The following is a 22,724-nucleotide window of genomic DNA, read 5'->3' on the forward strand; positions in this document are numbered from 1 at the left end:
AGGGCCGTGGAGGTGTGGGCGGTCAGCTGACCGATTCGCGGTCGTGCTGGCAGACCGAGCAACTCGTCAGCCCGGCCGCCTCGGCCGCGTCGGCCGCCATGGTCTCCACTCCCGACTCGCCCGCACCCCTGATCAGCGGGCAGTTGGTGCTGTGGTAGCGGCGGGTGCCGACGATGACCTTCACCGTGCGGCTGTCGCCGCCCTTGGGTTCGTCGCCCGGCTTCCTCTCGGAGCCCTCAGCCGTGGAATCGGCGGCCGGAGCCTTCGAGCCGGCAGCCGGAGCCTTCGCGGGTGTGCCCCCGGAAGGCTGGGAACCCTGCCGAGGCTTGCCCTGCTCCCGGTCGCTCTGCCCTTGCCGAGGCCTACCGGTATCCTGCGCGCTCTGCCCTTGGCGAGGCTTGCCCGGCCCCTGGTCACCCTGCCGTTGCTGAGGCTTGCCGGCAGGCTGAGCACCGGTGCCGGACGGCTGCGGTCGAGCAACCGGAGAGCCGCCCTTGGGCGTGCCGGTGCCATCGTTGGAGGGTTCTGATGCCGCAGCCGCCCCCTGCGTGCCGGGCCGGGACGTCGCGTTCTTCTGGCCGGCGCCGGAGGGGCTTCCCGCCGCGGCGGGCGTTCCGGCCTTGGGGGCGGTGCCGGGCTTGGCCGGCGGGCCCGAGGGACGGCCCTCCGCCGCGGACCTGGCCGTCGCGCCCGCGGGCAGCGGCCCCTTGGGCTTGGCCTCCGACTCGGCCGAAGACGCGGGCCGTTCAGGAAGGATGAGGGTCTGCCCCACCGCTGCGGAGGTGTCGGCATCCCCGGACGGAGTCTTCGACGGCCCGGACGCTCCCGGACGGCCTGGCGTGGCGGAGGACGGCACCCTGGGCTGGGGCGCGGTCGCGGGGCCCGCGGAGTCGTCGTCCGCCGCGCCGCCCGTGGCGCCCTGCGGACGCTTGCCGTCACCTCCGGACCGCCCCGGCTTACCACCGGACTGCTGCGGACTCGCGGCGGACCGCCCCGGCTTGGCCGGGGTCCGCGCGGGCGAGTCCGCGGACGATTCCTGCTCTTCGGCGGGCGTCCCCGGCCTGCCCGGGGACTGTGCGGGCTTTTCCGCAGCCTGCCCGGGCTTGCCCGCGGGACGCTCAGACGCGCCGCTCGGCTGCCCCGGCCCGGCGCCGGGCTGCTCGGGTGTGCGGGCGGACTGGGCGGACGACGTGCCGGGTGCGGGCCGGCCGGACGAGCCGGACCTCTTCGCGGGCGCGGACGAGCCGGACCTCTTCGCGGGCGCGGACGGGCCGGACGTCTTCGCGGGGGTGCCCGGCCGGGTCCCGGGCTTGCCGGGAGAGGCCTTGCCAGGGGAAGGCTTGCCGGTCGACGGCTCGGGCGGCGCGCTGGAAGGCGGCGTCTCGGCCCTGAGCGTGTGCGGCCGGAAAACAGAAGTCTGGGTCTCCGCCTGCTCATCATCCGAGTCGGGGGCGGCGGAGGCGGAGTGGCCGAACCACCCGGCGCCTTCCTCGTGGGCGGCGGCGGGCTCCGGGCTGGGGGTGGAAGCCTTCGTGTCGGGCTTCGGCGGTGCGACCGGCGAACGTAGGTCGCGGGTCTCCGCGGAGTTTTCCGCCCGGCTCTCCGCGCTGATGGCGGAGCCGGGTGCGACGGCGGGCTCGGGGTCGGCGGCAGGCGGCAGCTGCCGTCCGCCGAGCGCTGCGTCAGGCAGGCACGTCGTGCAGGGCGTGAAGCCCTCCTCGCGGGCCTCCTCGTAGGTGAGCTCCTCGTTGGTCCGGCCGCTGAGCTGTCGGCAACCGGGCACGTGATATCTCTTGCGTCCCGGGATCACCAGCACGATCGCATCCGGTGAGATGCCCGCGGCCGCCGGGCGGCGCGGGGCGGAGGCGGCGGGAACGGTCGCCACCCGCTGGGGTGCCCGCGGTTGCGGACGCGGATGCGGTCGGGTGTGCGGGGGTGGCTGGTGAGCCATGGCACCGGTCTGGGTGTACGGCATGCCGGGCGGGGTGAGCCCCTTCGGGGGGGTGGCCGGCGCAGCGGCCTGCCCACCACCGGGAAAAAGCTCGTTTCGCCGCAGGAAGGCCCCGATCACCAGGAACAGCGCGGACAGCACGCTGACCACGATGGACCACATGATCAGGAACGGCTTCGCCAGTACGAAGCCCGCGATCAGCAATACCACTGCCGCGAGCACCAAACCAGCACTGATGAGGATCACAGAGGGCTCTTTCGAGTGACAGGTCCTAGTGACCCTGTACTTTACCGGCGGTCGTTGTGGGGACCGTCACCGCCGGGGAAGGCGCCCTGCGGAGCCGCCTCGCCGCCGAACGGGTTGGGGCCACCGGGCAGGGGCTGCTGGCCACTTCCCTGAGGCACGGCGTGCGACATGGCAGGCGCCGCCGCCTGGCCCTGCGGACCGCCGGACATCACCGGGAACCCGCCGCTGCCCTCGGCCGCGACGTTGAGCTCGGCGAGCTGGTTCTCCAGGTAGAGCTTGAGCCTGCTGCGATATTCGCGCTCGAAGCTGCGCAGCTCCTCGACCTTGCGCTCGAGCTCGTCGCGGGTCTGCACCAGCGAGCCCATCGCCTGGCGGTGGCGCTCCTGGGCGTCGCGCTCGAGCGTCTCCGCTCGGGCCCTGGCGTCGCCGATGACCTGCTCGGCCTGGCGGCGGGCCTTGGTGAGGATCTCGTCGGCCTCGCGCCGGGCGCGGGTCACCGTCTCGTCCGCCTCCCGGCGGGCGTCGGAGATCGCCTGGTCGGCGGTCTGCTGGGCGAGCGCGAGCACACGGGCCGCGGTGTCCATGTTGTCCTCCGCCGGAGGCATGTTCATGGCCACGGGGACCGGCTGCTGCTGCACCGGCGGCGGCTCGGGGGCCCGCATGGGCTCCGGCTGCGGCGGCGCCATCATCTCGGGCTTGGGCTGCTGCTCCTGGACCGGGGCCGAGGCCATGGGCATGTTCATGCCGCCCGGCACCTTCCCCCGAAGGCACTCGGCCAGCTTGGCGCGGAGCTCCTCGTTCTCTTGGATCAGGCGGTCGAGCTCAGCCTCCACCTCGTCGAGGAAGGCGTCGACCTCTTCCTCGTCGTAGCCCGGCCGCAACCGGGTGGTACTGAACTGCTTGTTCCGCACATCAGCGGGCGTCAGCGGCATTTTTGGTCTCCTTGGCGCGCTTTGGAGTCTGTCCTGAGGACGGTAACCCGAATCACTTCAGCGCGGACACGAGTTGGATCACGACCGGCACGACATCGGCCCGTTCAGCGAAGCGCTCCCGCGATCTGGATCAGGATGAGCACGACGATGAACAGGACAGTGAAGCTTAGGTCAAAGGCCACCGTACCCAACCGGAGCGGAGGAATGAAACGGCGGAGGAACTTGAGTGGTGGGTCTGTTGCGGTGTATGTGGCCTCCGCCAGCACCAGGACGACGCCCGTAGGACGCCACTGGCGAGCGAAAGCCTGCACCGTCTCGAAGATCATCCTGCCGATGAGCAGCACCAGATAGAGAGACAGGACAACGACCAAGATCTGACTGACGATCCCCACGGCCCGGCCGCGCCTCCACTTCTGATGTGCCCTCCCGGCCTCGGCGAGACCTGGTTGGGTGCGATAGACATACAGAGACTCTAACTCTGGTTGAAGAACCCGCGCTCCGCGATTCGGGCCTTGTCCTCGGCGGTCACCTCGACATTGGCAGGGGACAACAGGAACACCTTGTTCGTAACACGTTCAATGCTGCCATGTAGGCCAAAGACGAGACCCGCCGCGAAATCGACAAGGCGCTTTGCGTCGCTGTCGACCATCTCGGTCAGGTTCATGATGACCGGGGTGCCGTCCCGGAAGTGCTCCCCTATCGTACGCGCTTCGTTGTACGTGCGGGGGTGAAGGGTCGTGATGCGGGCGAGATCCGTCGTGCGGCGCTCCACGATCGCCGTCGCGGGCCGCGGCGCGGGCACCCCGGCCTCCGCTTCCTCGTCGCGGTCCTGGACCGCGACAGGCCGCTCTTCGCCGGTTCGCTGCACGTCGTCCTCGTAGGCGTACTCGTCCGGGTAGGTCTCATACCTCTCGTAGCGGTCGTCCTCCACGAGACCGAGGTAGACCGCCATCTTGCGCATCGCGCCGGCCATCGCTACGTCGTCCTCCTGCTCATGGTCGCACTCGCTCGGGCCCGTCTCCGGGCGCCGAGGCGGTAGGCGTACCCCCCTGGAGCTCACCGCTGATCGACCTCTACTCGGTCATGGACCTGAAGACCCACTTGAGGGGACATTACCTGACGAAGGGCCTGCGACGACCGAGCAACGCCGTACCGATCCGCAGGTGTGTCGCACCGTAGGCGACGGCCTCGGTGAGATCTTCGCTCATACCGGCCGAAACCATCGTCGCCCGGGGATGCTGCTCCTGTACGCGGGTCGCCACTTCCCGCAACCGGGCGAACGCCTTGGCCGGCTCCTCCCCCAGCGGGGCCACCGCCATGACGCCGCCCAGCCACACGCCCTCGGCGAGCGCCACCTCGTCGGCGAGCGCGAGCACGTCGCCGGGGCGCGCGCCGCCTCTGGCCGGGTCGTCGTCGAGCGCGACCTGGAGCAGGCAGCCGATGGTGCGGCCCTGGCGCACCGCCTCCTTGCCGATCGCCTCCACCAGCCTGAGGCGGTCGACGGAGTGGATCACGTCGGCGTACCCGACGACGGAGCGGACCTTGTTGGTCTGGAGCTGGCCCACGAAGTGCCATGTCAGCGGCAGATCGGCGAGCTCGCGCGCCTTGGGGGCGGCCTCCTGGTCGCGGTTCTCCCCGACGTCGCGTACGCCCAGCTCGCACAGGATGCGTACGTCACCGGCGGGCCTGGTCTTGGTGACGGCGATCAGCGTGACCTCGCCGCGGTCGCGCCCGACGGCCTGGCAGGCCGCCCCGATGCGCGCCTCGACCTCGGCGAGCCCGGCCGCGATCTCGTCCCTTCTCACTGCCTCTTCCTCTCGCTTCCGATCCTGTGGCACGTCCGCCGTGAACACGACGGCGCCGCTCCCGTTTCCCTTCGGGGAGCGGCGTCAGGCGACCAGCTATTTGAGGAAGTCGGGGACGTCGAGCTCCTCCTCCTGCTCCTCGAAGACCACGCGCGGACGTTTGGCGGGCTCCGACATGCGGGAGGTGATGGGCGTGGGCGGGTTGGCGGGCTCCGGCGTCGGCCGGGGGATGGAGACGGGGCCGGACGGTTCGTCAGCGACGGCCTCGCCTGCGTCCTGCCCGGAGGTCTGCGCAGAGGCCTGCGCGGGCTCAACAGGCCGCACCGGTTCGGGGCGAGACTCCGGACGGGACTCGGGGCGCGGCTCCGGGGCCGGCTCGGCCCTGAAGTCGGAGCGCGGCTCGGGCCTGAACTCCGTACGCGGCTCGGGCCTGAACTCCGCGCGCGGCTCCTGCCGCGGCTCAGGTCGGAAGTCGGCGCGCGGCTCTGGACGTGCCTCCGGACGGACATCGGCGCGCGGCTCGGCCCGGAAGTCCCCGCGCGGCTCCGGACGCTGCTCAGCGCGCGGCTCAGGGCGTGCCGGAGGCGACTCGGACTTCACGCTGGGCGCCGAGACGCTCGGACGGGCGGGAGACGAGACCGGCGGCGCGGCGGGACGCCCCACCGGACGGGCGGCCGGCTTGTCGGCCGCGGTCGGCACGTCGTCGAACCCCGCCGCGATCACCGTCACGCGCACCTCGTCGCCGAGGGCGTCGTCGATGACCGTGCCGAAGATGATGTTGGCGTCGGGCGCGGCCGCCATGGACACGAGCTGGGCGGCCTCGTTGATCTCGAACAGGCCCAGGTCGGAGCCGCCCGCGATGGACAGCAGCACGCCGTGGGCGCCGTCGATGCTGGCCTCCAGCAGCGGGCTGGAGACCGCCATCTCGGCCGCCGCCACCGAGCGGTCGTCGCCGCGGGCGTGGCCGATGCCCATGAGCGCCGAACCGGCGCCCGACATGACCGACTTGACGTCGGCGAAGTCGAGGTTGATCAGACCGGGGGTGGTGATCAGATCGGTGATGCCCTGCACACCGGAGAGCAGCACCTGGTCGGCCGCCTTGAACGCGTCGAGCACGCTCACCTGGCGGTCCGAGATGGACAGCAGCCGGTCGTTGGGGATCACGATGAGGGTGTCGACCTCGTCGCGCAGCGTCTCGATGCCGGCCTCGGCCTGCGAGGCCCTGCGCCGCCCCTCGAAGCTGAACGGCCGGGTCACGACGCCGATCGTCAGCGCGCCGAGCGACCTGGCGATGTTGGCCACGACGGGCGCGCCGCCGGTGCCCGTGCCACCGCCCTCACCTGCCGTGACGAAGACCATGTCGGCCCCTTTGAGGACCTCCTCGATCTCCTCACGGTGGTCCTCGGCCGCCTTGCGCCCCACGTCGGGGTTGGCGCCCGCACCCAGTCCGCGCGTGAGCTCGCGGCCCACGTCGAGTTTCACATCGGCGTCACTCATCAGCAGCGCCTGGGCGTCGGTGTTTATCGCGATGAACTCGACGCCCTTGAGTCCCTCTTCGATCATCCGGTTGACGGCGTTCACTCCGCCGCCGCCGATGCCGACGACCTTGATGACCGCGAGGTAGTTCTGCGGTGCTGCCACGACGAGGGGCCTTTCCGCTCGTTGACTTGCCATTTCGGTGCGGATCGTCTCCGCTTTTAGTCAGTTCGGGTAACTCTCAACCTCAAGTTGAGATTTAGATTTATGTCAACCTGAGGATTGATACGGACAGTAGGAGTTACGCTCCGGGCGGGTCAACTAACCGCGCCGCAAGCACGTCCGGCGTGTCGCGGGCTGTCCGTTTCGCTCCGAAGTCGCGCCTGGTCGGGGCCCTCCTCTGCCGAACGTCCGCTCTACAGGCTCTCACGTCGTACCCCCCACCCCGCACAGGCTCGGCGATGCTCTTGCCGCACGGTTGCCAGACCCTGACGATCACCGTCACTTCAGCGTCACCACGTCCGGGGAGCTCACGTCGTAGCGGGTGGCATCGCGCTCGCGCCGGAGCAGCGAGGTGAGGATGCGCCCCTTCTCCTTGGGCCGGTCGGCGCCACCCCAGATGACGGTGCGCCCGTCGGACAGCTCGAGGGTGACTCCCTCGGCCGTGCCCGCGCGCACCTCCTTGACCCTGACCGCCACCGACCCCGGCACCACCTGGATGACCTGGAGCGCCGCCATCAGCGCCGGGTCGCCCTCGGCGGGGCGATCCACCTTGATCAGCGGCAGCAGGGCCGGCACCGTCGTCGCGACCTCGATCACCACGCCCTGTTTGTCGACGATGGCCACCTGGTCGCCCACGGGGACGGCCGCCACAGGCCTGCGCTCGACGACCTGGATCTTGAGCGTGCCCGGCCAGACGCGTTCGGCCTTCGCCCCGGCGAGCCGTCTGATGCCCCTGACACGGCTCTCGACACCCGCCAGGTCGACGGTGGCGAGAGGGTGGAGGTCGGCCACCCCGGCACGCTGCTTGATCTCGTCTCCGGGCACTGTGACATTTCCCACGATCTCGATCGACCGCACGCCCAGCACGGGAGAGAAGAACACCAGCCACGCCGCCGTGCCCACCACTCCCGCCGTCAGCAGCACCAGGAACGCCGTCCGCGCCTTCATCGCCCTCCCCTGCATGTCGGCACAACCTACGCCGCCGGGTGGATGAACACCGCGCGCCACGCCCAACGGCGGCGGCTCAAGACAGGCGGGCGACGATCTGCGGGCCGAGCTCGGTGATGTCGCCCGCGCCCATGGTGAGCACGATGTCGCCGGGCCTGGCCCGCTCGGCGATCATCCCGGGCACCGCCGCCCGGTCGGGCGCGTACGCCACCCGCTCGGCCGGCAGCGGCACCCGGCCCGCCACCATCGCCCCGGACACGCCGGGCTCGGGATCCTCGCGGGCGCCGTAGACGTCGAGCACGATGGCCTCGTCGGCCAGCCCGAGCGCCGCGCCGAACTCGTCGGCGAAGAAGCGGGTGCGCGAGTAGAGGTGCGGCTGGAAGACCGCGATGACCCGGCCGGTGCCGGAGTAGGAGGCGACCACGTCGCGCGCGGCGCGCAGGTCGGCGGTCAGCTCGGTCGGATGGTGGGCGTAGCTGTCGAACACGGCGATGCCGCCGGCCTCGCCCTTGGCCTCGAAACGCCGCTTGGCCCCGGTGAAGGCCCCCAGACCCTGCCTGATCTCCTCGAACGGCAGCCCCAGCTCGTCGGCCACGGCGATCGCCGCGGCGGCGTTGAGCGCGTTGTGCGCCCCGGGGACGGCCAGCCGCACGTCGCCCTTGCCCTCGATGGCGAACACGGTGCCGAACCCGTCGGGCGCGACCCCGGTGACGCGGTAGTCCTCGCCCCGCAGGCCGTAGGTCTTGACCCGCAACCCCCGCTCGCGCGCCCGGCCGGCCAGCTCTGCCGCTCCCGGGTCGTCCGCGCACACGATGAGCAGCGAGCCGACCCGGTCGGCGAACCTGGCGAAGCCGTCGTGCACCGCCCGCGGGTCGCCGTAGTTGTCGAGGTGGTCGGCCTCGACGTTGGTGACCACCGCGATGTCGGGCGCGAGCATGAGGAACGAGCCGTCGCTCTCGTCGGCCTCCGCCACGAACACCGTGCCCTGGCCGTCGTCGGCGCCGAGCCCGGTGGTGACGAGCTGGCCGCCCACGCAGTAGGACGGGTCGGCCCCGCACTTCTGCAGCGCCACGGTCAGCATCGAGGTGGTGGTGGTCTTGCCGTGGGTGCCCGCGATGGCCACGGCGGTGCGCCCGGCCATGACGCTGGCCAGCGCGGCGGCCCGCGGGATGATCCGCAGCCCCTGCTTGAGCGCCTCACCCAGCTCGGGGTTGGAGTCGCGGATGGCGGTCGAGACGACCACGGTGTCGACGTCTCTGATGTGGGAGGCGGCGTGCCCGATGTGCACCGTCGCGCCCAGCTCGCGCAGCTCGGTGATCAGCTCGGAGCTGCGCGCGTCGCTGCCCGACACGCGGACGCCCCGCTTGAGCAGGATGCGGGCGATGCCCGACATGCCCGCGCCGCCGATGCCGATGAAGTGCACCCGCCCCAGATCATCGACGGCGACGGGATCGACCAGCTTCACGAGACTCATCGGGCTATCTCCAACACTTTCCTGGCAAGCATGATATCGGCGTCCTTGCGCCCCAGCCGGGAGGCGGCCTCCGACATGACGGCGACCCGCTCGGGATCGTGGAGCATCGGCAGCACGTTCTGGATGATCCAATCAGGGGTCAGGCCCGCGTCGTCGACCAGGATGCCGCCGCCGCCCCGGGCGATGCGCTCGGCGTTCATGCGCTGCTCGCCGTTGCCGTACGGCAGCGGCACGTAGGCGGCGGGCAGCCCGACCGCGGTCAGCTCCGCGCACGTCAGCGCGCCACTGCGGCACAGCGCCACGTCGGCGGCGGCGTAGGCCAGGTCCATGCGGTCGAGGTAGGGCAGCAGCACGTACTGCGGATCGCCGGGCGGCGGCTCGTGCTCGACGGTGTTCGCCGGGCCGAGCACGTGGAGCACCTGCACGCCGGCCCGGCGCAGGGCGGGCGCCGCGGCGAGCGCCGCGTCGTTGACCGACCTCGCCCCCTGCGATCCGCCGAACACCAGCAGCGTCGGCCGGTCGTTCTCCAGCCCGAACCAGGAGCGCGCCTTGTCGCCCATGGACAGCCGGTCGAGGTTGACGATGTCGCGCCGCAGCGGCGTGCCGATGTATTCGGCCTTGGGCAGCAGCTGGGCTTCGGGAAAGCCGGTGAACACGTGGTCGGTCAGCCTGGCGCCCAGCCGGTTGGCCAGGCCGGGGCGTGGATTGGCCTCGTGCACGACGATCGGCAGGCCGCGCCGCTTGGCCGCCAGATAGGCGGGGGTCGCCACGTAGCCGCCGAAACCGACGAGGATGTCGGCCCCGACCCGGTCGAGTATGGCGGCCGTGGCGTTGATCGCACCGGCCAGCCTGCCGGGAACCGTCAGCAGGCTCGGAGTGATCGACCTGGGCAGGGGCACGGCCGGCACCAGCTCAAGATCGTAGCCCCTGGCGGGCACGAGCCGCGTCTCCAAACCGCGATCCGTGCCCACGCAGGTGATGCCGGCGCTGCGGTCAAGATGGCGCAGCGCGTCCGCAAGGGCTAGCGCGGGCTCGATGTGCCCGGCTGTCCCCCCACCGGCGAGGACCACCCTCATCTCGGTCACTCCCTAACGTGTCACTCGGCCTTTGGTCGTAGCTCCCAGGCCCAGCCAGCTTAGGGCCCGGGCGGCGGGCCCGGGGCCACGAGCCGCCAGGGCCTCACGCGCGCCGGGCTCGCGCTTGGCGAACGACAGCAGCATGCCGAGCGCGGCGAGCGTGGGCAGCAGCGACGATCCGCCGTACGAGACCAGGGGCAGGGGGATGCCGGTGATCGGCAGCACGCCGAGCACGGCACCCATGTTGACGGTGGCCTGGCCGACGATCCAGGCCACCATGGCGGCGGCGGCCAGCCTGATGAAGGAGTCGTTGACCCGCACGGCCACCCGCAGCCCGGCGTAGCCGAGCAGCCCGAACAGCGCCACCACCATGAGCGTGCCCATCAGCCCCAGCTCCTCGCCCAGGATGGCGAAGATGAAGTCGCTCTCGCCGTGCGGCAGCCAGCTCCACTTCTGCCGGCTGCTGCCCAGGCCGAGCCCGAACCAGCCGCCGGAGCCCATCGCGATCTGCCCCTGGACGGCCTGGTATCCGGCGCCCTGCGCGTCGGCCCACGGGTCGAGGAAGGAGCTGATGCGCGCCATCCGGTAAGGTTCCACCTTGATCATGATGAGGGCGGCCAGCACCGCCAGCGACAGGATGCCCCCGAACAACTTGACCGGCGCCCCCACCACCCACAACAACGCCAGGAAGATCATGAAGAGCACGAGCGTGGTGCCCAGGTCGCTGCCCAGCATGACCATGACGGCCAGGATCGCGGTGCCGGGCATGAGCGGGATCAGCATCTGCCGCCACTCGATCGTGCCCTGCCGCGCCCGCCGGGCCAGCAGGTCGGCCCCCCACAACGCGAGCCCGAGCTTGGCGGGCTCGGACGGCTGGAGGGTGAACGGGCCGATGTAGATCCACCGCTGCGCGCCCAGCTCCGACGAGCCGATGAACAGCACCATGACCAGCGCCAGGATGGACAGCGCCATCAGGGGGTAGCCCGCCCAGCGGAAGAACTTCGTCGGCAGCCGCGAGCAGGCCCACATCACCGGTACGCCCAGCGCGGCCGACAACGACTGCTTGATGAACCACGAGAACGGGCTGCCGGTCTTCTGCAGCGCCTCGATGCTGGACGCCGACAACACCATCATCAACCCGAGCGCCAGCAGCAGCGCGCTGCACATGATGATCAGGTAGTAGGTGGTGAGCGGCTTGTCGAGCAGTTCCTTCAGCGAGCCGAGCTGCTCGCGGGCCCAGTTGCCGGGCCCCTCCTCAGCGGTCGCGCTCACGTCGCAGCCTCAGCTCGCGCACGGCACGCGCGAAGGCCTCCCCCCGCGCTGGATAACCGGCGAACATGTCAAGGGAGGCCCCCGCCGGGGAGAGCAGCACGGTGTCCCCTGGCGAGGCCAGCCGCGCGGCTTCGGTGACGACTCTTTCCATCACCCCAGTGTCGCGATCGGCGATGTCCACTACGGGGACATCCGGGGCGTGTCGCGCGATGGCTTCGGCGATCGTGACCCGGTCGGCGCCCAGCAGCACCGCGCCGCGCAGCCGTGGAGCCGCCTGACGCACCAGGTCGTCGACGTCGGCGCCCTTGAGCTGCCCGCCGGCCACCCACACGATCGACGAGTACGACGCCAGCGCCGCCGCGGCCGCGTGCGGGTTGGTCGCCTTGGAGTCGTCGATGTAGTCGACCTCGCCGATCCTGTCCACGTGTGACAGCCGGTGCGGATCGGGCACGAAGTCGCGCAGGCCCCTGGCCACGGCCTCGGACGGCACGCCGAGCGAACGCGCCAGTGCGGCGGCGGCCAGCGCGTTGGCGACGTTGTGCGGCGCGAAGGGCCGTACGTCGTCCAGCGTGGCCAGCTCCTCCGCGCCCTCCACCGGGTCGGCGACGAACGCCCGGTCCACCAGCAGATCCTCGACCACGCCGATCTCGCCCCGCCTGGGCACCCGCAGGGTGAACCCGACCGCCCCGGGATAGGGCGCGGCCAGCCTGGTCGCCTCGGGATCGTCGGCGTTGTAGATCACGGTGCCGGCGCGTTCGTAGACACGGCCCTTGGCCGCGGTGTACTCCTCCAAGGAGCCGTGCCAGTCGATGTGGTCGGGGGCCACGTTGAGCACGGCGGCGGCGTGCGGGGCCAGCGTGCCCGACCAGTGGAGCTGGAAGCTGGACAACTCGACGGCCAGCACGTCGTACGGCTCGGCGACCGCGCGCACGACGGGGACGCCCACGTTCCCGACCGCCACGGCCTTCTGCCCGGCCGCGAGCAGGATCGAGGTGAGCATGCGCACCGCCGTGGTCTTGCCGTTGGTGCCGGTCAGCGCCAGCCACGGGGCCGCCTGCGCTGGGCGCAGCCGCCAGGCCAGCTCCACCTCCCCCACGACCTCGACCCCGGCAGCGAGCGCGGCGGCGACCAGCGGGTGGTGCGGCGCCCAGCCCGTGGTGACGAGCCGGGTGACCCCCTCGGGCAACACCATCTCCCCGAACCGGGTCTCGACGCCGAGCCGGGCCAGTTCGGCCGCCGCGGCGAGCTGCCGCTCCCCCTCAGCCGCCTCCACGACCACGACCCGCTCGCCGCGACCGGCCAGCACCCGGGCCACGGCCGTGCCGGAGACGCCGAGCCCGGCGACACAGGTGAGACTCATCACCTGGGCATCCATTCGACGTAGAAGAGCCCGAGACCGAGCGCCGCGCAGAGCATCGCGATCAGCCAGAACCGGACCACGATCGTGGTCTCCGCCCAGCCTTTCAGCTCGAAGTGGTGTTGCAGCGGCGCCATCCTGAACACCCGCTTACCGGTCATCTTGAAGGAACCGACCTGGATGATCACCGACAGCGTGATGATCACGCACAGGCCGGCGAGAATGATCAGCAGCAGCTGGGTACGGGTGGCGATGGCCAGCCCGGCCAGCACGCCGCCCAGGGCCAGGGAGCCGGTGTCGCCCATGAAGATCCGGGCGGGCGGGGCGTTCCACCACAGGAAGCCGATGAGCGCCCCGAGCACGGCGGCGGCCACCACGGCCAGGTCGAGCGGATCTCGTACCCAGTAGCAGTTGGGGCCGAGCTGGTCGATGCAGTTGTTGCGCAGCTGCCAGTTGCCGATCAGCACGTACGCGCCGAGGACCACCCCGGTCGCGCCGCTGGCCAGGCCGTCGAGACCGTCGGTGAGGTTCACCGCGTTGGAGAACCCGACGATCATGATGAGCACCCAGATGGTGAAGCCGACGATGCCGATCGACGGGCCGATGTCCCGCAGGAACGACACCCTGGTCTCGGCGGGGGTGATGCCGTAGACGTTCGGGTGGCGTACGACCAGGAACGCGAAGACGGCGCCGACGATGAGCTGGCCGAGGGCCTTCGCGCCGCTGCGCAGGCCCAGGCTGCGCTGCTTGTAGATCTTGATGAAGTCGTCGAGGAACCCGACCGCGCCGAGCCCTGTCATCAGGAACAGCACCAGCATGCCCGACACGGTGGGCGTCGAGAGCATCGCCAGGTGCGACGCGCCGTACGCGAGCAGGGCGGCCAGCACGATCACGGTGCCGCCCATGGTGGGGGTGCCTCGCTTGCTGTGGTGGCCGGACGGGCCTTCCTCGCGGACCTCCTGGCCGTAACCGCGCCGCGAGAACAGCCGGATCGCCAGCGGGGTGCCCAGCATCGAGAGGATCAGGCCCACCGCACCGGCGACGATGATGTTGGTCACTGGGGGGCACCTCCGAGCACGAGCTCGGCCGTCCGCTCCAGACCCATCGCCCTGGGCCCCTTGATCAGCACCGCGTCACCCTGCCGCAGCCACCCCGCCAGCTCGGCGGCGGCCGCCTCGGCGTCGGGCACGTGCACGATCCGCGTCACGTGCTGCGGGCATGCCCCGTCACCTCCCGGGCCCCCGGCCGGTGCGCCCGGGACGGCCGGAGGAGCGCCGGCGGGGACACCGGCCGCGGGGGCCGCCGGTGGACCGCCTGAGGGGGGACCGGCCGCCGGGGCACCCTCGGCGGAGTGCCCGCCCGATGGCGGGACAGGCGCCTGCCCCGCTCCGGGCGCTCCGGACCCGTGCCATCCGTGTGCCGGGACGCCGTGCGCGGGCGCCTGCCATGCGGGCTGGACCGCGCCACCGCCCTGCCGCTCCTGCGCGGCCTCTCCCTGTCCGGGAGCCTGCCAACCTTGTGAGGGCTCACCTTGCCCCGGAGCCTGCCGGTTCTGGGGGGCGCCCTGGCCGGGGGCCGGACGGCCCGGCGCTCCCGCGGGGGCGTCCTGGGCGGGTCCCTGCCGGTCCTGGTGGGCGCCGGCGGGGTGGGCGCCGCCCGGCGGAGACCCGGCGGGCCCGTGAGGAAGGGGACCCGGCGCGGCCACCGGGAAGGGGCCGGCGGGCGCGTGAGGCCCTGAGACCGGCGGCCCGGCCGGTCCGGCCGTCTGGGGACCGACGACCGGACCGGCGGCCATCTGGGGGAACGTGATAGGACCGACGCTCTGAGGCCTCACGGGCCGCGGGCCGGTGACCGGCCCGCCGGCGCCCTGCGGACCAGCGGCCTGGGGGGCCACGCCCTGCGGGCCTGGACCGGGGCCACCGGCACCCTGCGGACCAACATTTTGCGGGCCGGAGGGCGGGGGCAGGGCGCGGGCTGTCGTGGCGGCTTGGGCGGCCGTGTGGGCGCCCTGGAGGACCGGCTCCGCGTCAGGGCCCGCCACGATCAGCCCGGCCAGCCCCGCGCCGCCGGCCAGCCGGCCGAGTTCGGCGTTGAGCGCCGGCCCGTCGTCACCGAGCTCCCGCAGCGCCGCGATGACGGCGAACCGCCGCCGCCCGCGCCCCAGCACCTCGAACGCCTCGAACGCCGCCCGCATCGAGTCGGGATTGGCGTTGTACGCGTCGTTGACGACCGTCACCCCGTCGGGCCTGTCGTTGACCTCCATCCGCCACCGGCTGCGCGGCGTCGCCTCGGACAGCTCGGCGGCGATGGTGGCGACGGGCAGCCCGAGCTCGTATCCGGCCGCGGCCGCGGCGAGGGCGTTCTCGACCGCGTGCGCGCCGTACAGCTTGAGCGACACGTGCGCGCTGCCTGACGGAGTGCGCAGCGTGAAGGACGCGCGCCCGCGGGCGTCGAGCACGACGCCCTCCGCCCTGATGGCCGCGGACTCGCCCCGGCCGAAGTACGTGACCCGGGCGTCGGTGCGCGTGGCCATCGCGCGGACCAGCGGGTCGTCGGCGTTGAGCACGGCCACTCCGGTGCGCGGCAGCGCCTCGACGAGTTCGCCCTTGGCCTTGGCGATGGCCTCCTTGCCACCGAACACGCCCAGGTGCGCCGTGCCGACGTTGAGCACCACGCCGATCTGCGGCGGCGCGATGCGGGTCAGGTCTTTGATGTGTCCGATGTTCCTGGCGGCCAGTTCGAGGACCATGAACCGGGTGTCGGCGTCGGCCCGAAGCACGGTGAGCGGGTGGCCGAGCTCGTTGTTGAAGCTGCCGACGGGGGCGATGGCGGGCCCGATGCGACCGGTGAGCCTGGCCAGCAGGTCTTTGGTGCCGGTTTTGCCCGCCGAGCCGGTCACGCCGATGACGGTGACCTGGGGCAGCGCGCGGACCTGCGCGGCGGCCAGCGCGGCCAGTGCGGCGGCGGCGTCCGGGACGATCACCGCGGGCGCGTCGACGGGCCTGGTGGCCAGGACGGCGACCGCTCCTGCCCTGATCGCCTGCGCGGCGTAGTCGTGACCGTCGACCCGCGCGCCCTTGAAGGCGACGAACAGGGATCCCGGTTCTACGGCCCGCGAGTCGATCACGACGGGCCCGCGCACCACGGCGCGGGGATCGGCCATGCCCGACAGGGCGCCCGAGGTTATCTCGGCGATCCTGGCCAGAGGCAACGGGATCATTAGTGCTTCCTGCTTTCCTTGCGTGCGTCGATCGCTTCGGCGACCACTTCGCGGTCGTCGAAGGGGATCACCTCGCCTGAAACGTACTGGCCCTGCTCGTGGCCCTTGCCGGCCACGACGATCACGTCGCCGCGCCCGGCTCTGGCGATCGCCAGGCCGATGGCGGCCGCGCGGTCGGGCTCAATGATCACATGAGCGCGGTCGTGCCGCGGAACGCGGAGCGCTCCCTCCATCATTGTCGCGAGGATGGAGAGCGGATCCTCCGAGCGAGGATTATCGTTCGTAAAAATAGCGACATCTGCCAGCTGGGCGGAGATTTCCCCCATGATGGCGCGTTTGCCCTTGTCGCGGTCACCGCCACAGCCGAGCACGATCGTCAGGGCGCCCGCTGTGACCGACCGCAACGAGCGCAGCACCGACTCCACGGCGCCCGGCTTGTGGGAATAGTCCACGACCGCCTGGAACGGGTCGTCAGAGCCCGTGATGCGCTGCATGCGCCCGGGGACTCCGGTCAGGGATCCGACGCCGTGCACGGCCGTCTGCAGCGGCACCCCGGCCTCGACCAGGGTCACGATGGCACCGAGCGCGTTGGACACGTTGAACGGACCGGGGAGCGCGATCTGCGCGTCCGCCTCGACCCCGCCCGGGCCCACCACCCGGAACGCGCTGCCGTCGGCGCCGAGCCTGGCGTCCAGCACCCGCCACTCGGCCTCCGGATCGCCCTCCGCGGAGAACGTGGTCATCGGCACCTTCGCCAGGCCGATCAGCTCACGCCCGTAGCGGTCGTCGATGTTGGTCACCCCGGCACGGCTCAACTCGGGCTGGAACAGCCGCGCCTTGGTCGCGAAGTAGTCGTCGAAGTCCTTGTGGAAGTCGAGGTGGTCCTGCGAGAGGTTGGTGAACAGGGCCACGTCGTAGAAAATGCCGTCGACCCGGCCGAGCGCGAGCGCGTGGCTGGAGACCTCCATCACGGCCGCGCCGACGCCCTCTTCGCGCATCAGGGCGAACAGGCCGTGCAGATCGCAGGCCTCCGGCGTGGTGAGCGTGGGCTCGAAGCGCTCATCGCCCACGTGGATCTCGACGCCGCCCACCAGGCCGGCCGTGTGCCCGGCCGCCCGCAGGCCGGCCTCCAGCATGAACGTGGTGGTGGACTTGCCGCTGGTGCCGGTGACGCCGAGGATCTGGACGTCGTGGGCCGGCTGGCCGTACACCCAGGAGGAGATCTGCCCCAGCAGGGCGCGCGGGTCGGGCACGACCAGCACGGGCAGCCCCGTCGCGACGGCCGCGTCGCGGCCGGCCCGGTCGGTGAGCACCGCGACGGCACCGCTCGCCATCGCCTGGGCGGCGAAGTCGGCGCCGTGCACGCGGCTGCCGGACAGCGCGACGTAGAGATCTCCCCGCCGGACGGCGCGCGAGTCGATGGTGACGCCGGTCAGAGCGGCATGGGGCGACCGTGACGTGCCGGAATCGGCGTCGATCATGGTCGCGAGCCCGCTCAGCGGGCGAGGCGGGCTGGTCGTGGGACGCATAGACGACGGGGGACGCACGGCGAGAGCGTACCTTCCCTGGTCACTGTCCCGCGCGCGTCCGCACCGGCGGCGCGGCGGAGCCTGTGGGAGGAATCTTCCTGCTCTTGATGGCGAACGTCATCACATCCTTGAACACGGGGGCCGCCAGCTGCCCGCCGAAATGGCCGTTCTTCGGGTTCTGCAGGACGGAAAGCACCACGAGCCGGGGGTTGTCCGCGGGGCTGAACCCCACGAACGAGGCCGTATAACCGTCATAACGGCCGAGCTCGGCATCATAGCGGTTCGCCGTGCCCGTCTTGCCCGCCACCCGATAGCCGGGGATGGCCGCGAGCTGCCCGGTGCCCTCCTCGCCCACCGCGCCCTCCAGCATGGCCGTGATCTCCTTCGCCGTCGTCTGGCTCACCACCCTGGTCCGCTTACCGGCAGGAGCGGGGACGAACCTCCCCGACGGGTCCGTCGTGCCCGCGACGATCTGCGGTTCGATCTTGACGCCGCCGTTGGCGATGGTCTGGTAGACGCTGGCCGTCTGCAGCGCGGTCACCGACACGCCCTGCCCGTAGGCGACCGTGCAGCTCTGGCTGCCGGACCACTTCTTGTAGTCGGGCAGCAGGCCGGCCTCGGCGCCGGGCACGCCGCCACCCGGCCGCGTGCCGAACCCGAACGCCTTGAGCATCTCGTGCAGGCCCTCGCTGCCGACCTTGCGCGCGGCCATGATCGTGGCCACGTTGCTGGACTGCGCCATGGCCTGGCGGAACGTCATCGACTCCGTCTTGTGCGTGTGGGCGTCGCGCAGGACCTGGTCGGCGCACCGGATCCGGTCAGGCACCTCGAACACCGTGTCGGGCCCGACCACCCCCGCCTCCAGCGCGGCGGCGGCTGTGATCACCTTGTTGGTGCTGCCCGGTTCGAAGACGTCGGCGGCGGCCTTGTTGACGTAGCTGCTCGCCGGTTCCTTGCGCCAGTTGTTCAGGTCGAGCTCGGGAGAGTTGGCCATGGCGATGATCTGGGCGGTCCGCACGTCCATCACGATCACGGTGCCGCTGTCGGCACCCGACTCGCGGACCTGCTCGCCGATCGACTTCTGGGCGGCCCACTGGATGTCGCGGTCGATGGTGAGCCGCACGTCACGGCCGTTCACGGGGGCGGTGCGCTGACTGCTGGTCATGGGGATGCGCAGGCCGTCACGGCCGGTCTCGACGCGCATCTCGCCGTCGCGGCCGGCCAGCAGCGAGTTTCTCGCCTGCTCCATGCCGCCCAGGCCGTCACCCTCGTCGCCCACGAACCCAATGAGACTGCCCGCCAGATCACCCGCCGGGTAGAGCCGGCGGTAGGTGTTCATCGCCGACAGCCCGGGCACGCTCGCCTGCAGCAGGCGGCTGGCCACGACAGGGTCGACGCCCCTGGCCAGGAGCTGGTAGCGGGTGTCGGTCCTGGCCAGCTTGGCGGCGATGTCCTGCTGGTCCTTGCCCAGATGCCTGGCCAGGACGGCGGCCACGTTGGCGCGCGCGGCGGCCGGCACCTTGGTCGGGTCGATCGACACGTCGCGCGCTTCGACGGTCACGGCCAGCTCGTGGCCGTTGACGTCGGTGATCGAGCCCCGCTTCGCGGGGATGTCCTCGGTGTGCTGGCGCTGGACGGCCGCCGCGGCGGTGTACACCTTGGTGTCGAGCCCCTGCATCTGGATCAGCCGCCCGGCGAAGATCGACAACACGAACGTCATGCCGATCAGGCCGATGTTGATGCGCCTGCGCGGGCTGCCCAGCCGCAACATCAGCGGCGGCCTGGGCGGGCGCGGCGGCGTGGGGGGACGGCGCGGCCCTCTGGGTGGCGGCGCGTCTCCGCCGCGGCGCGCCGCCACCCGCTCGCGGCCGCCCCGCGCCTGCTCCGGCCCGGAGCCACCGGCCCTGGCTCCTCCCGCCTGGGGACGGCGCAGCGGCCCGTCCTCCTGCCGGCTGGTGCGCCGGGGATCGCCGGCGTCCGGCCGGGCCCCGTCACGGCGCGGACGCTGCGCCGCGTCGGGCGCCTCCCGCCGGTCGCCCCGGCCGCGCGAGCGCTCGTCGCGCCCTCTGAGCCGGTCCGCGGCATCACGCCCCTGCGCGGGACGCCCTCGGGAACGCTCCCCCTCGTCACGCCCCTGCGCGGGACGCCCTCGGGAACGCTCCCCCTCGTCACGACCCGGCGTGGCACGCCCCCGGGAACGCTCCTCGTCACGACCCGGCGTGGCCCGGCCGCGGGGACGTTCCCCCTCGTCCCGGCCTGGGAGGGGACGCCGCCTGGGCCCTTCGTCGCGACTCTGCGCGGCCCGGCCGCGGAGCCGATCGTTCTCCTCACGCCCTTGAGGCGCCCGCCCTCTCGGAGCGTCGCCCCCGCCGCCGCGGGGAACGCGACCCCTCGAGCCGTCGCCGTCGCGTGACGTGCGGCTCCTCGGCGGGTCGCTCTCGTCCCGAGGCCGCCGGCGCGCGCCGGCGTCGCCCGCGCGACCCCGGCCGGAGTCACGGCCGGAGTCACGGCCGGAGTCACGGCCGGAGTCACGGCCGGAGCCGCGTCCGGAGCCGCGTCCGGGGTCACGGCCGGAGTCGCCGGGGCGGCGCTCGCGCGGGGAGCCGGGCTCCTGCGGCGGGCGCTCCCTGGTCGCGTCGTCACGCCCGAACGGCAGGTCGAACGGGTCGGGCTTGCGTGGCCGGCGGGGCGGCTCGTCCGGTGGGGCCGGGCGGCCCGTGCCCTCGGAACGGGGGGAGCCGCCCTGCCGTCCTGCCCGTCCCGGCCCTCCCGGCGTACGACGAGCGGCGCCTGGCCCTCCTTGAGAGCCGGCGCCGCCAGCGCCGCGGCCGGGTCCCTGCCCCCTGCCGCTGGAGTCCCTCACCGTTCCCTGTCCACCCGGCTGGCTCGATCTCCCGCGCTGGTCCAGGCGTTGACGTCATCCCAGTCGGGCTGGTGGCCCTGCTTCTCGGCCATCTCGGCGATGACGTTGGGCTGCGTCTTGCGCTGGTATTCCTGGTCGATCTTCTCGTTCTCCTGGCGGGCCACGGCGATCTCCTCGCGCAGGTTGGCGTCGGTGATCGCGTCCTTGGCCAGCATGGTGTTGAGCAGCAGCAGGCTCACCAGGCCGCCGCAGAGCAGCCCGACCACGAGCAGCACGAACGGCGCGCGCTGCCGGCGCGCGGGCCGGCGTCGCGGCACGGGGCGGCCGGTCTCGGCGCGGGCGCCGTCGGGGAGCCGCTTGGCCTCGGGACGCGCGCGGCCGGTGACCGCCCCCGCGCCTCGGACGTGGGGGCGTGCGTCAGGACGGGGCCGCGGCTTGGACTGGTGCTGCGCTCCGGACCGGCGCGTGCCCGTCTTGGGCACGGCGCGGCGGACGGGCGCACCCCGGCCGAACTCCTGCTCAGTCGTCAACACGGATCCTCTCTGCCGCCCGTAGCCGGGCCGAGGCCGCCCGCGGGTTGCGGGCGAGCTCTTCTTCGCTTGGGAGCTCTGCTCCCCTCGTCAGCAGGCGGAACCTCGGCTGGTGCGCCGGCAGCGGGACCGGCAGCCCTGGCGGGCTGGTGTCCTTGGTTCGCGCCGCGAGGGCCTGCTTGGTGAGCCGGTCCTCGAGTGAGTGGTAGGAGAGCACGACGACTCGCCCACCGAGCGCCAGCGCGTCGAGGGCCGCGGGGAGCGCCGCCTCCAGGGCGGACAGCTCGGCGTTCACCTCGATGCGCAGCGCCTGGAAAGTCCTCTTGGCGGGGTTTCCCCCGGTACGCCGGGTCGCGGCGGGGATCGCCGCTCGGATGATCTCCGCCAGCCGCTTGGTTGAGGTTATTGCCTCTTTGGCCCGTTCTCTGATGATCAGGCCCGCGACACGCGGGGCGAATCGTTCTTCGCCGTAGTCACGCAGGATGCGGATCAGCTCGTCCGCGGCGTAGGTGTTGACCACCTGCTCCGCCGTCAGCTCCTGCTCGGTGTCCATCCGCATGTCGAGCGGCGCGTCGTAGGCGTAGGCGAACCCGCGCTCGGCCTCGTCGAGCTGCGGCGAGGAGACCCCCAGGTCGAACAGCGCCCCGTGGACCGTGGTGCGCCCCGCGCGGGCGAGCACCTCGGTCAGGTCGGCGGAGGACGCGTGGACCAGGGTCGTCCTGTCGGCATAGGGGCTCAGCCTGCGGGTCGAGTGTTCGATCGCGAAAGGGTCGCGGTCGATCCCGATCAGATGAAGGGAGGGAAAGCGCGCGAGCAGGGCCTCCGAGTGCCCGCCGAGGCCGAGGTTGGCGTCGACGACCACCGGCGCTGGACCGGACAGCGCGGGACCGAGCAGTTCCAGAACGCGCTCGAGCATCACCGGAACGTGACCGTCCGTGCCGACGTCGTTCTGCATCTCCAACCCCCCTCTCGCGTCCTGCTCGCGGATGACGCGTATCGATCGTCTCGCCGGTCTACCTGGGTCCCCACCCGGCGCCGCCCGGCCAGGTCCCCATCCGCACCCTCTTCGTGGACGCCTGTCATCTGACACCGGGGAAGGTGCATCAGCTGGCAGACAGTGGTTGCGGGTGGAGACCTCGCCGAACGACATCACCGACGGATCGACCGTGGTCACTACAAGATCCCTGGCAGCACCTCCTCCGACAGATCGGCGAACGCCTGCTCCTGCGCGCTGAGATAGGTTTCCCAGGCCTGCGCGTCCCAGATCTCCAACCGGGTGTTGGCCCCGATGACAACGCAGTCACGCTCCAGCCCCGCGTACTGGCGGAGGCTCTGCGGGATCGTGATGCGCCCTTGTTTGTCTGGTTTCTCGTCGGACGCGCTGGCGAAGAAGACGCGGCTGTAGTCACGCACCGCCTTGGCGGTGACCGGGGCGGTGCTGAGAGCCTCGGTTATGCGCTGGAACTCCTCCACGGGAAAGACGTAGAGGCATCGCTCCTGGCCTTTGGTGATCACAAGACCCTCCGCCAGCTCCTCACGGTACTTAGCCGGCAGGAACAGCCGTCCCTTGTCGTCCAGACGCGGTTGATGGGTGCCGAGGAACATCGGCCCCACCTCCCGTGCCTCGTGAAGCGCTCAGCGCTGGCGCACCGGGCCCTCCACTGCGCACCACCATACTCCACTTCTCCCCACCGTCAACTGATTCGAACCGTCTTCATCATCAGTTTCCCTTGCGTTACCGCAGGTCAGAGCGGTGGAGCGGGGTGGAGGGGGGTGAACGGCCGGTCAACCCTCATGGGCGTGTCGAGGGTTGAAAAGACCGC

At 71.9% G+C, this 22,724-nt stretch carries 17 protein-coding genes and 1 pseudogene; all 18 read right to left on the reverse strand.

The window, feature by feature from the left end:
• Positions 1-22: 22 nt before the first annotated feature.
• Positions 23-2,161, reverse strand: a complete 2,139-nt coding sequence (locus ABGA98_RS28855) for a hypothetical protein (RefSeq protein ID WP_347621544.1) — start codon at positions 2,159-2,161, stop codon at positions 23-25.
• Between the two features lie 77 nt (positions 2,162-2,238).
• The gene (locus ABGA98_RS28860; RefSeq protein ID WP_132598847.1) at positions 2,239-3,129 is read right to left on the reverse strand and encodes a DivIVA domain-containing protein; all 891 of its coding nucleotides are present in this window, start codon (positions 3,127-3,129) and stop codon (positions 2,239-2,241) included.
• Between the two features lie 104 nt (positions 3,130-3,233).
• A complete protein-coding gene (locus tag ABGA98_RS28865) occupies positions 3,234-3,521 on the reverse strand; it encodes a YggT family protein (protein ID WP_132331012.1) in 288 nt (95 codons plus the stop codon).
• A gap of 80 nt (positions 3,522-3,601) precedes the next feature.
• Positions 3,602-4,102 carry a cell division protein SepF gene (gene sepF, locus ABGA98_RS28870; protein WP_347621545.1) on the reverse strand — a complete coding sequence of 167 codons (501 nt, stop codon included), beginning with the start codon at positions 4,100-4,102 and terminating at the stop codon, positions 3,602-3,604.
• A 139-nt stretch (positions 4,103-4,241) separates the two neighbouring features.
• Positions 4,242-4,934, reverse strand: coding sequence for a YggS family pyridoxal phosphate-dependent enzyme (locus tag ABGA98_RS28875; RefSeq protein ID WP_347621546.1), 693 nt, complete (start codon positions 4,932-4,934; stop codon positions 4,242-4,244).
• A gap of 96 nt (positions 4,935-5,030) precedes the next feature.
• Entirely contained in the window at positions 5,031-6,575 is a 1,545-nt protein-coding gene (ftsZ, locus tag ABGA98_RS28880; RefSeq protein ID WP_347621547.1) for a cell division protein FtsZ, read from the reverse strand.
• 336 nt (positions 6,576-6,911) lie between these two features.
• Positions 6,912-7,580, reverse strand: a complete 669-nt coding sequence (locus ABGA98_RS28885) for an FtsQ-type POTRA domain-containing protein (RefSeq protein WP_347621548.1) — start codon at positions 7,578-7,580, stop codon at positions 6,912-6,914.
• A 76-nt stretch (positions 7,581-7,656) separates the two neighbouring features.
• Complete coding sequence (murC, locus tag ABGA98_RS28890; protein WP_347621549.1) at positions 7,657-9,054, reverse strand: UDP-N-acetylmuramate--L-alanine ligase; 1,398 nt, start codon at positions 9,052-9,054, stop codon at positions 7,657-7,659.
• Positions 9,051-10,130 carry an undecaprenyldiphospho-muramoylpentapeptide beta-N-acetylglucosaminyltransferase gene (gene murG, locus ABGA98_RS28895; RefSeq protein ID WP_347621550.1) on the reverse strand — a complete coding sequence of 360 codons (1,080 nt, stop codon included), beginning with the start codon at positions 10,128-10,130 and terminating at the stop codon, positions 9,051-9,053. The genes murC and murG overlap by 4 nt, the downstream gene beginning before the upstream one ends.
• Positions 10,131-10,142: 12 nt before the next feature.
• Entirely contained in the window at positions 10,143-11,402 is a 1,260-nt protein-coding gene (gene ftsW / locus ABGA98_RS28900) for a putative lipid II flippase FtsW (RefSeq protein WP_347621551.1), read from the reverse strand.
• Positions 11,386-12,762: a UDP-N-acetylmuramoyl-L-alanine--D-glutamate ligase gene (murD, locus tag ABGA98_RS28905; protein ID WP_347621552.1), complete on the reverse strand. Its 1,377-nt coding sequence runs from the start codon at positions 12,760-12,762 to the stop codon at positions 11,386-11,388. The genes ftsW and murD overlap by 17 nt, the downstream gene beginning before the upstream one ends.
• Positions 12,762-13,817: a phospho-N-acetylmuramoyl-pentapeptide-transferase gene (gene mraY, locus ABGA98_RS28910; RefSeq protein WP_347621553.1), complete on the reverse strand. Its 1,056-nt coding sequence runs from the start codon at positions 13,815-13,817 to the stop codon at positions 12,762-12,764. Before mraY ends, murD begins: the two co-directional genes overlap by 1 nt.
• A 932-nt stretch (positions 13,818-14,749) precedes the next feature.
• Positions 14,750-15,979: pseudogene (gene murF, locus ABGA98_RS28915) on the reverse strand (UDP-N-acetylmuramoyl-tripeptide--D-alanyl-D-alanine ligase); the annotation flags it as partial.
• Positions 15,979-17,508 (reverse strand): UDP-N-acetylmuramoyl-L-alanyl-D-glutamate--2,6-diaminopimelate ligase, encoded by a 1,530-nt coding sequence (locus tag ABGA98_RS28920; protein ID WP_347621554.1) that lies wholly within the window; start codon positions 17,506-17,508, stop codon positions 15,979-15,981. The gene ABGA98_RS28920 and the pseudogene murF, both read right to left, overlap by 1 nt.
• 40 nt (positions 17,509-17,548) lie before the next feature.
• A complete protein-coding gene (locus ABGA98_RS28925; RefSeq protein WP_347621555.1) occupies positions 17,549-20,371 on the reverse strand; it encodes a penicillin-binding transpeptidase domain-containing protein in 2,823 nt (940 codons plus the stop codon).
• A complete protein-coding gene (locus ABGA98_RS28930) occupies positions 20,368-20,901 on the reverse strand; it encodes a hypothetical protein (RefSeq protein WP_347621556.1) in 534 nt (177 codons plus the stop codon). The genes ABGA98_RS28925 and ABGA98_RS28930 overlap by 4 nt, the downstream gene beginning before the upstream one ends.
• The gene (rsmH, locus tag ABGA98_RS28935; RefSeq protein WP_347621557.1) at positions 20,891-21,856 is read right to left on the reverse strand and encodes a 16S rRNA (cytosine(1402)-N(4))-methyltransferase RsmH; all 966 of its coding nucleotides are present in this window, start codon (positions 21,854-21,856) and stop codon (positions 20,891-20,893) included. The genes ABGA98_RS28930 and rsmH overlap by 11 nt, the downstream gene beginning before the upstream one ends.
• Before the next feature lie 218 nt (positions 21,857-22,074).
• Positions 22,075-22,506, reverse strand: coding sequence for a division/cell wall cluster transcriptional repressor MraZ (gene mraZ, locus ABGA98_RS28940; protein WP_132511788.1), 432 nt, complete (start codon positions 22,504-22,506; stop codon positions 22,075-22,077).
• Positions 22,507-22,724: the final 218 nt, after the last annotated feature.

Origin of the sequence: Nonomuraea sp. B1E8 (assembly GCF_039871515.1) — a bacterium.
In the GTDB taxonomy this organism is placed as follows: Bacteria; Actinomycetota; Actinomycetes; order Streptosporangiales; family Streptosporangiaceae; genus Nonomuraea.

What these genes read in the sequence shown, in the direction of transcription:
- ABGA98_RS28860 (WP_132598847.1), bottom strand. Translation starts at nt 3,129, where the DNA reads ATGCCGCTGACGCCCGCTGATGTGCGGAACAAGCAGTTCAGTACCACC.
- sepF (WP_347621545.1), bottom strand. Translation starts at nt 4,102, where the DNA reads ATGGCCGGCGCGATGCGCAAGATGGCGGTCTACCTCGGTCTCGTGGAG.
- ABGA98_RS28885 (WP_347621548.1), bottom strand. Translation starts at nt 7,580, where the DNA reads ATGAAGGCGCGGACGGCGTTCCTGGTGCTGCTGACGGCGGGAGTGGTG.
- murC (WP_347621549.1), bottom strand. Translation starts at nt 9,054, where the DNA reads ATGAGTCTCGTGAAGCTGGTCGATCCCGTCGCCGTCGATGATCTGGGG.
- murG (WP_347621550.1), bottom strand. Translation starts at nt 10,130, where the DNA reads ATGAGGGTGGTCCTCGCCGGTGGGGGGACAGCCGGGCACATCGAGCCC.
- murD (WP_347621552.1), bottom strand. Translation starts at nt 12,762, where the DNA reads ATGAGTCTCACCTGTGTCGCCGGGCTCGGCGTCTCCGGCACGGCCGTG.
- ABGA98_RS28920 (WP_347621554.1), bottom strand. Translation starts at nt 17,508, where the DNA reads ATGCGTCCCACGACCAGCCCGCCTCGCCCGCTGAGCGGGCTCGCGACC.
- rsmH (WP_347621557.1), bottom strand. Translation starts at nt 21,856, where the DNA reads ATGCAGAACGACGTCGGCACGGACGGTCACGTTCCGGTGATGCTCGAG.
- mraZ (WP_132511788.1), bottom strand. Translation starts at nt 22,506, where the DNA reads ATGTTCCTCGGCACCCATCAACCGCGTCTGGACGACAAGGGACGGCTG.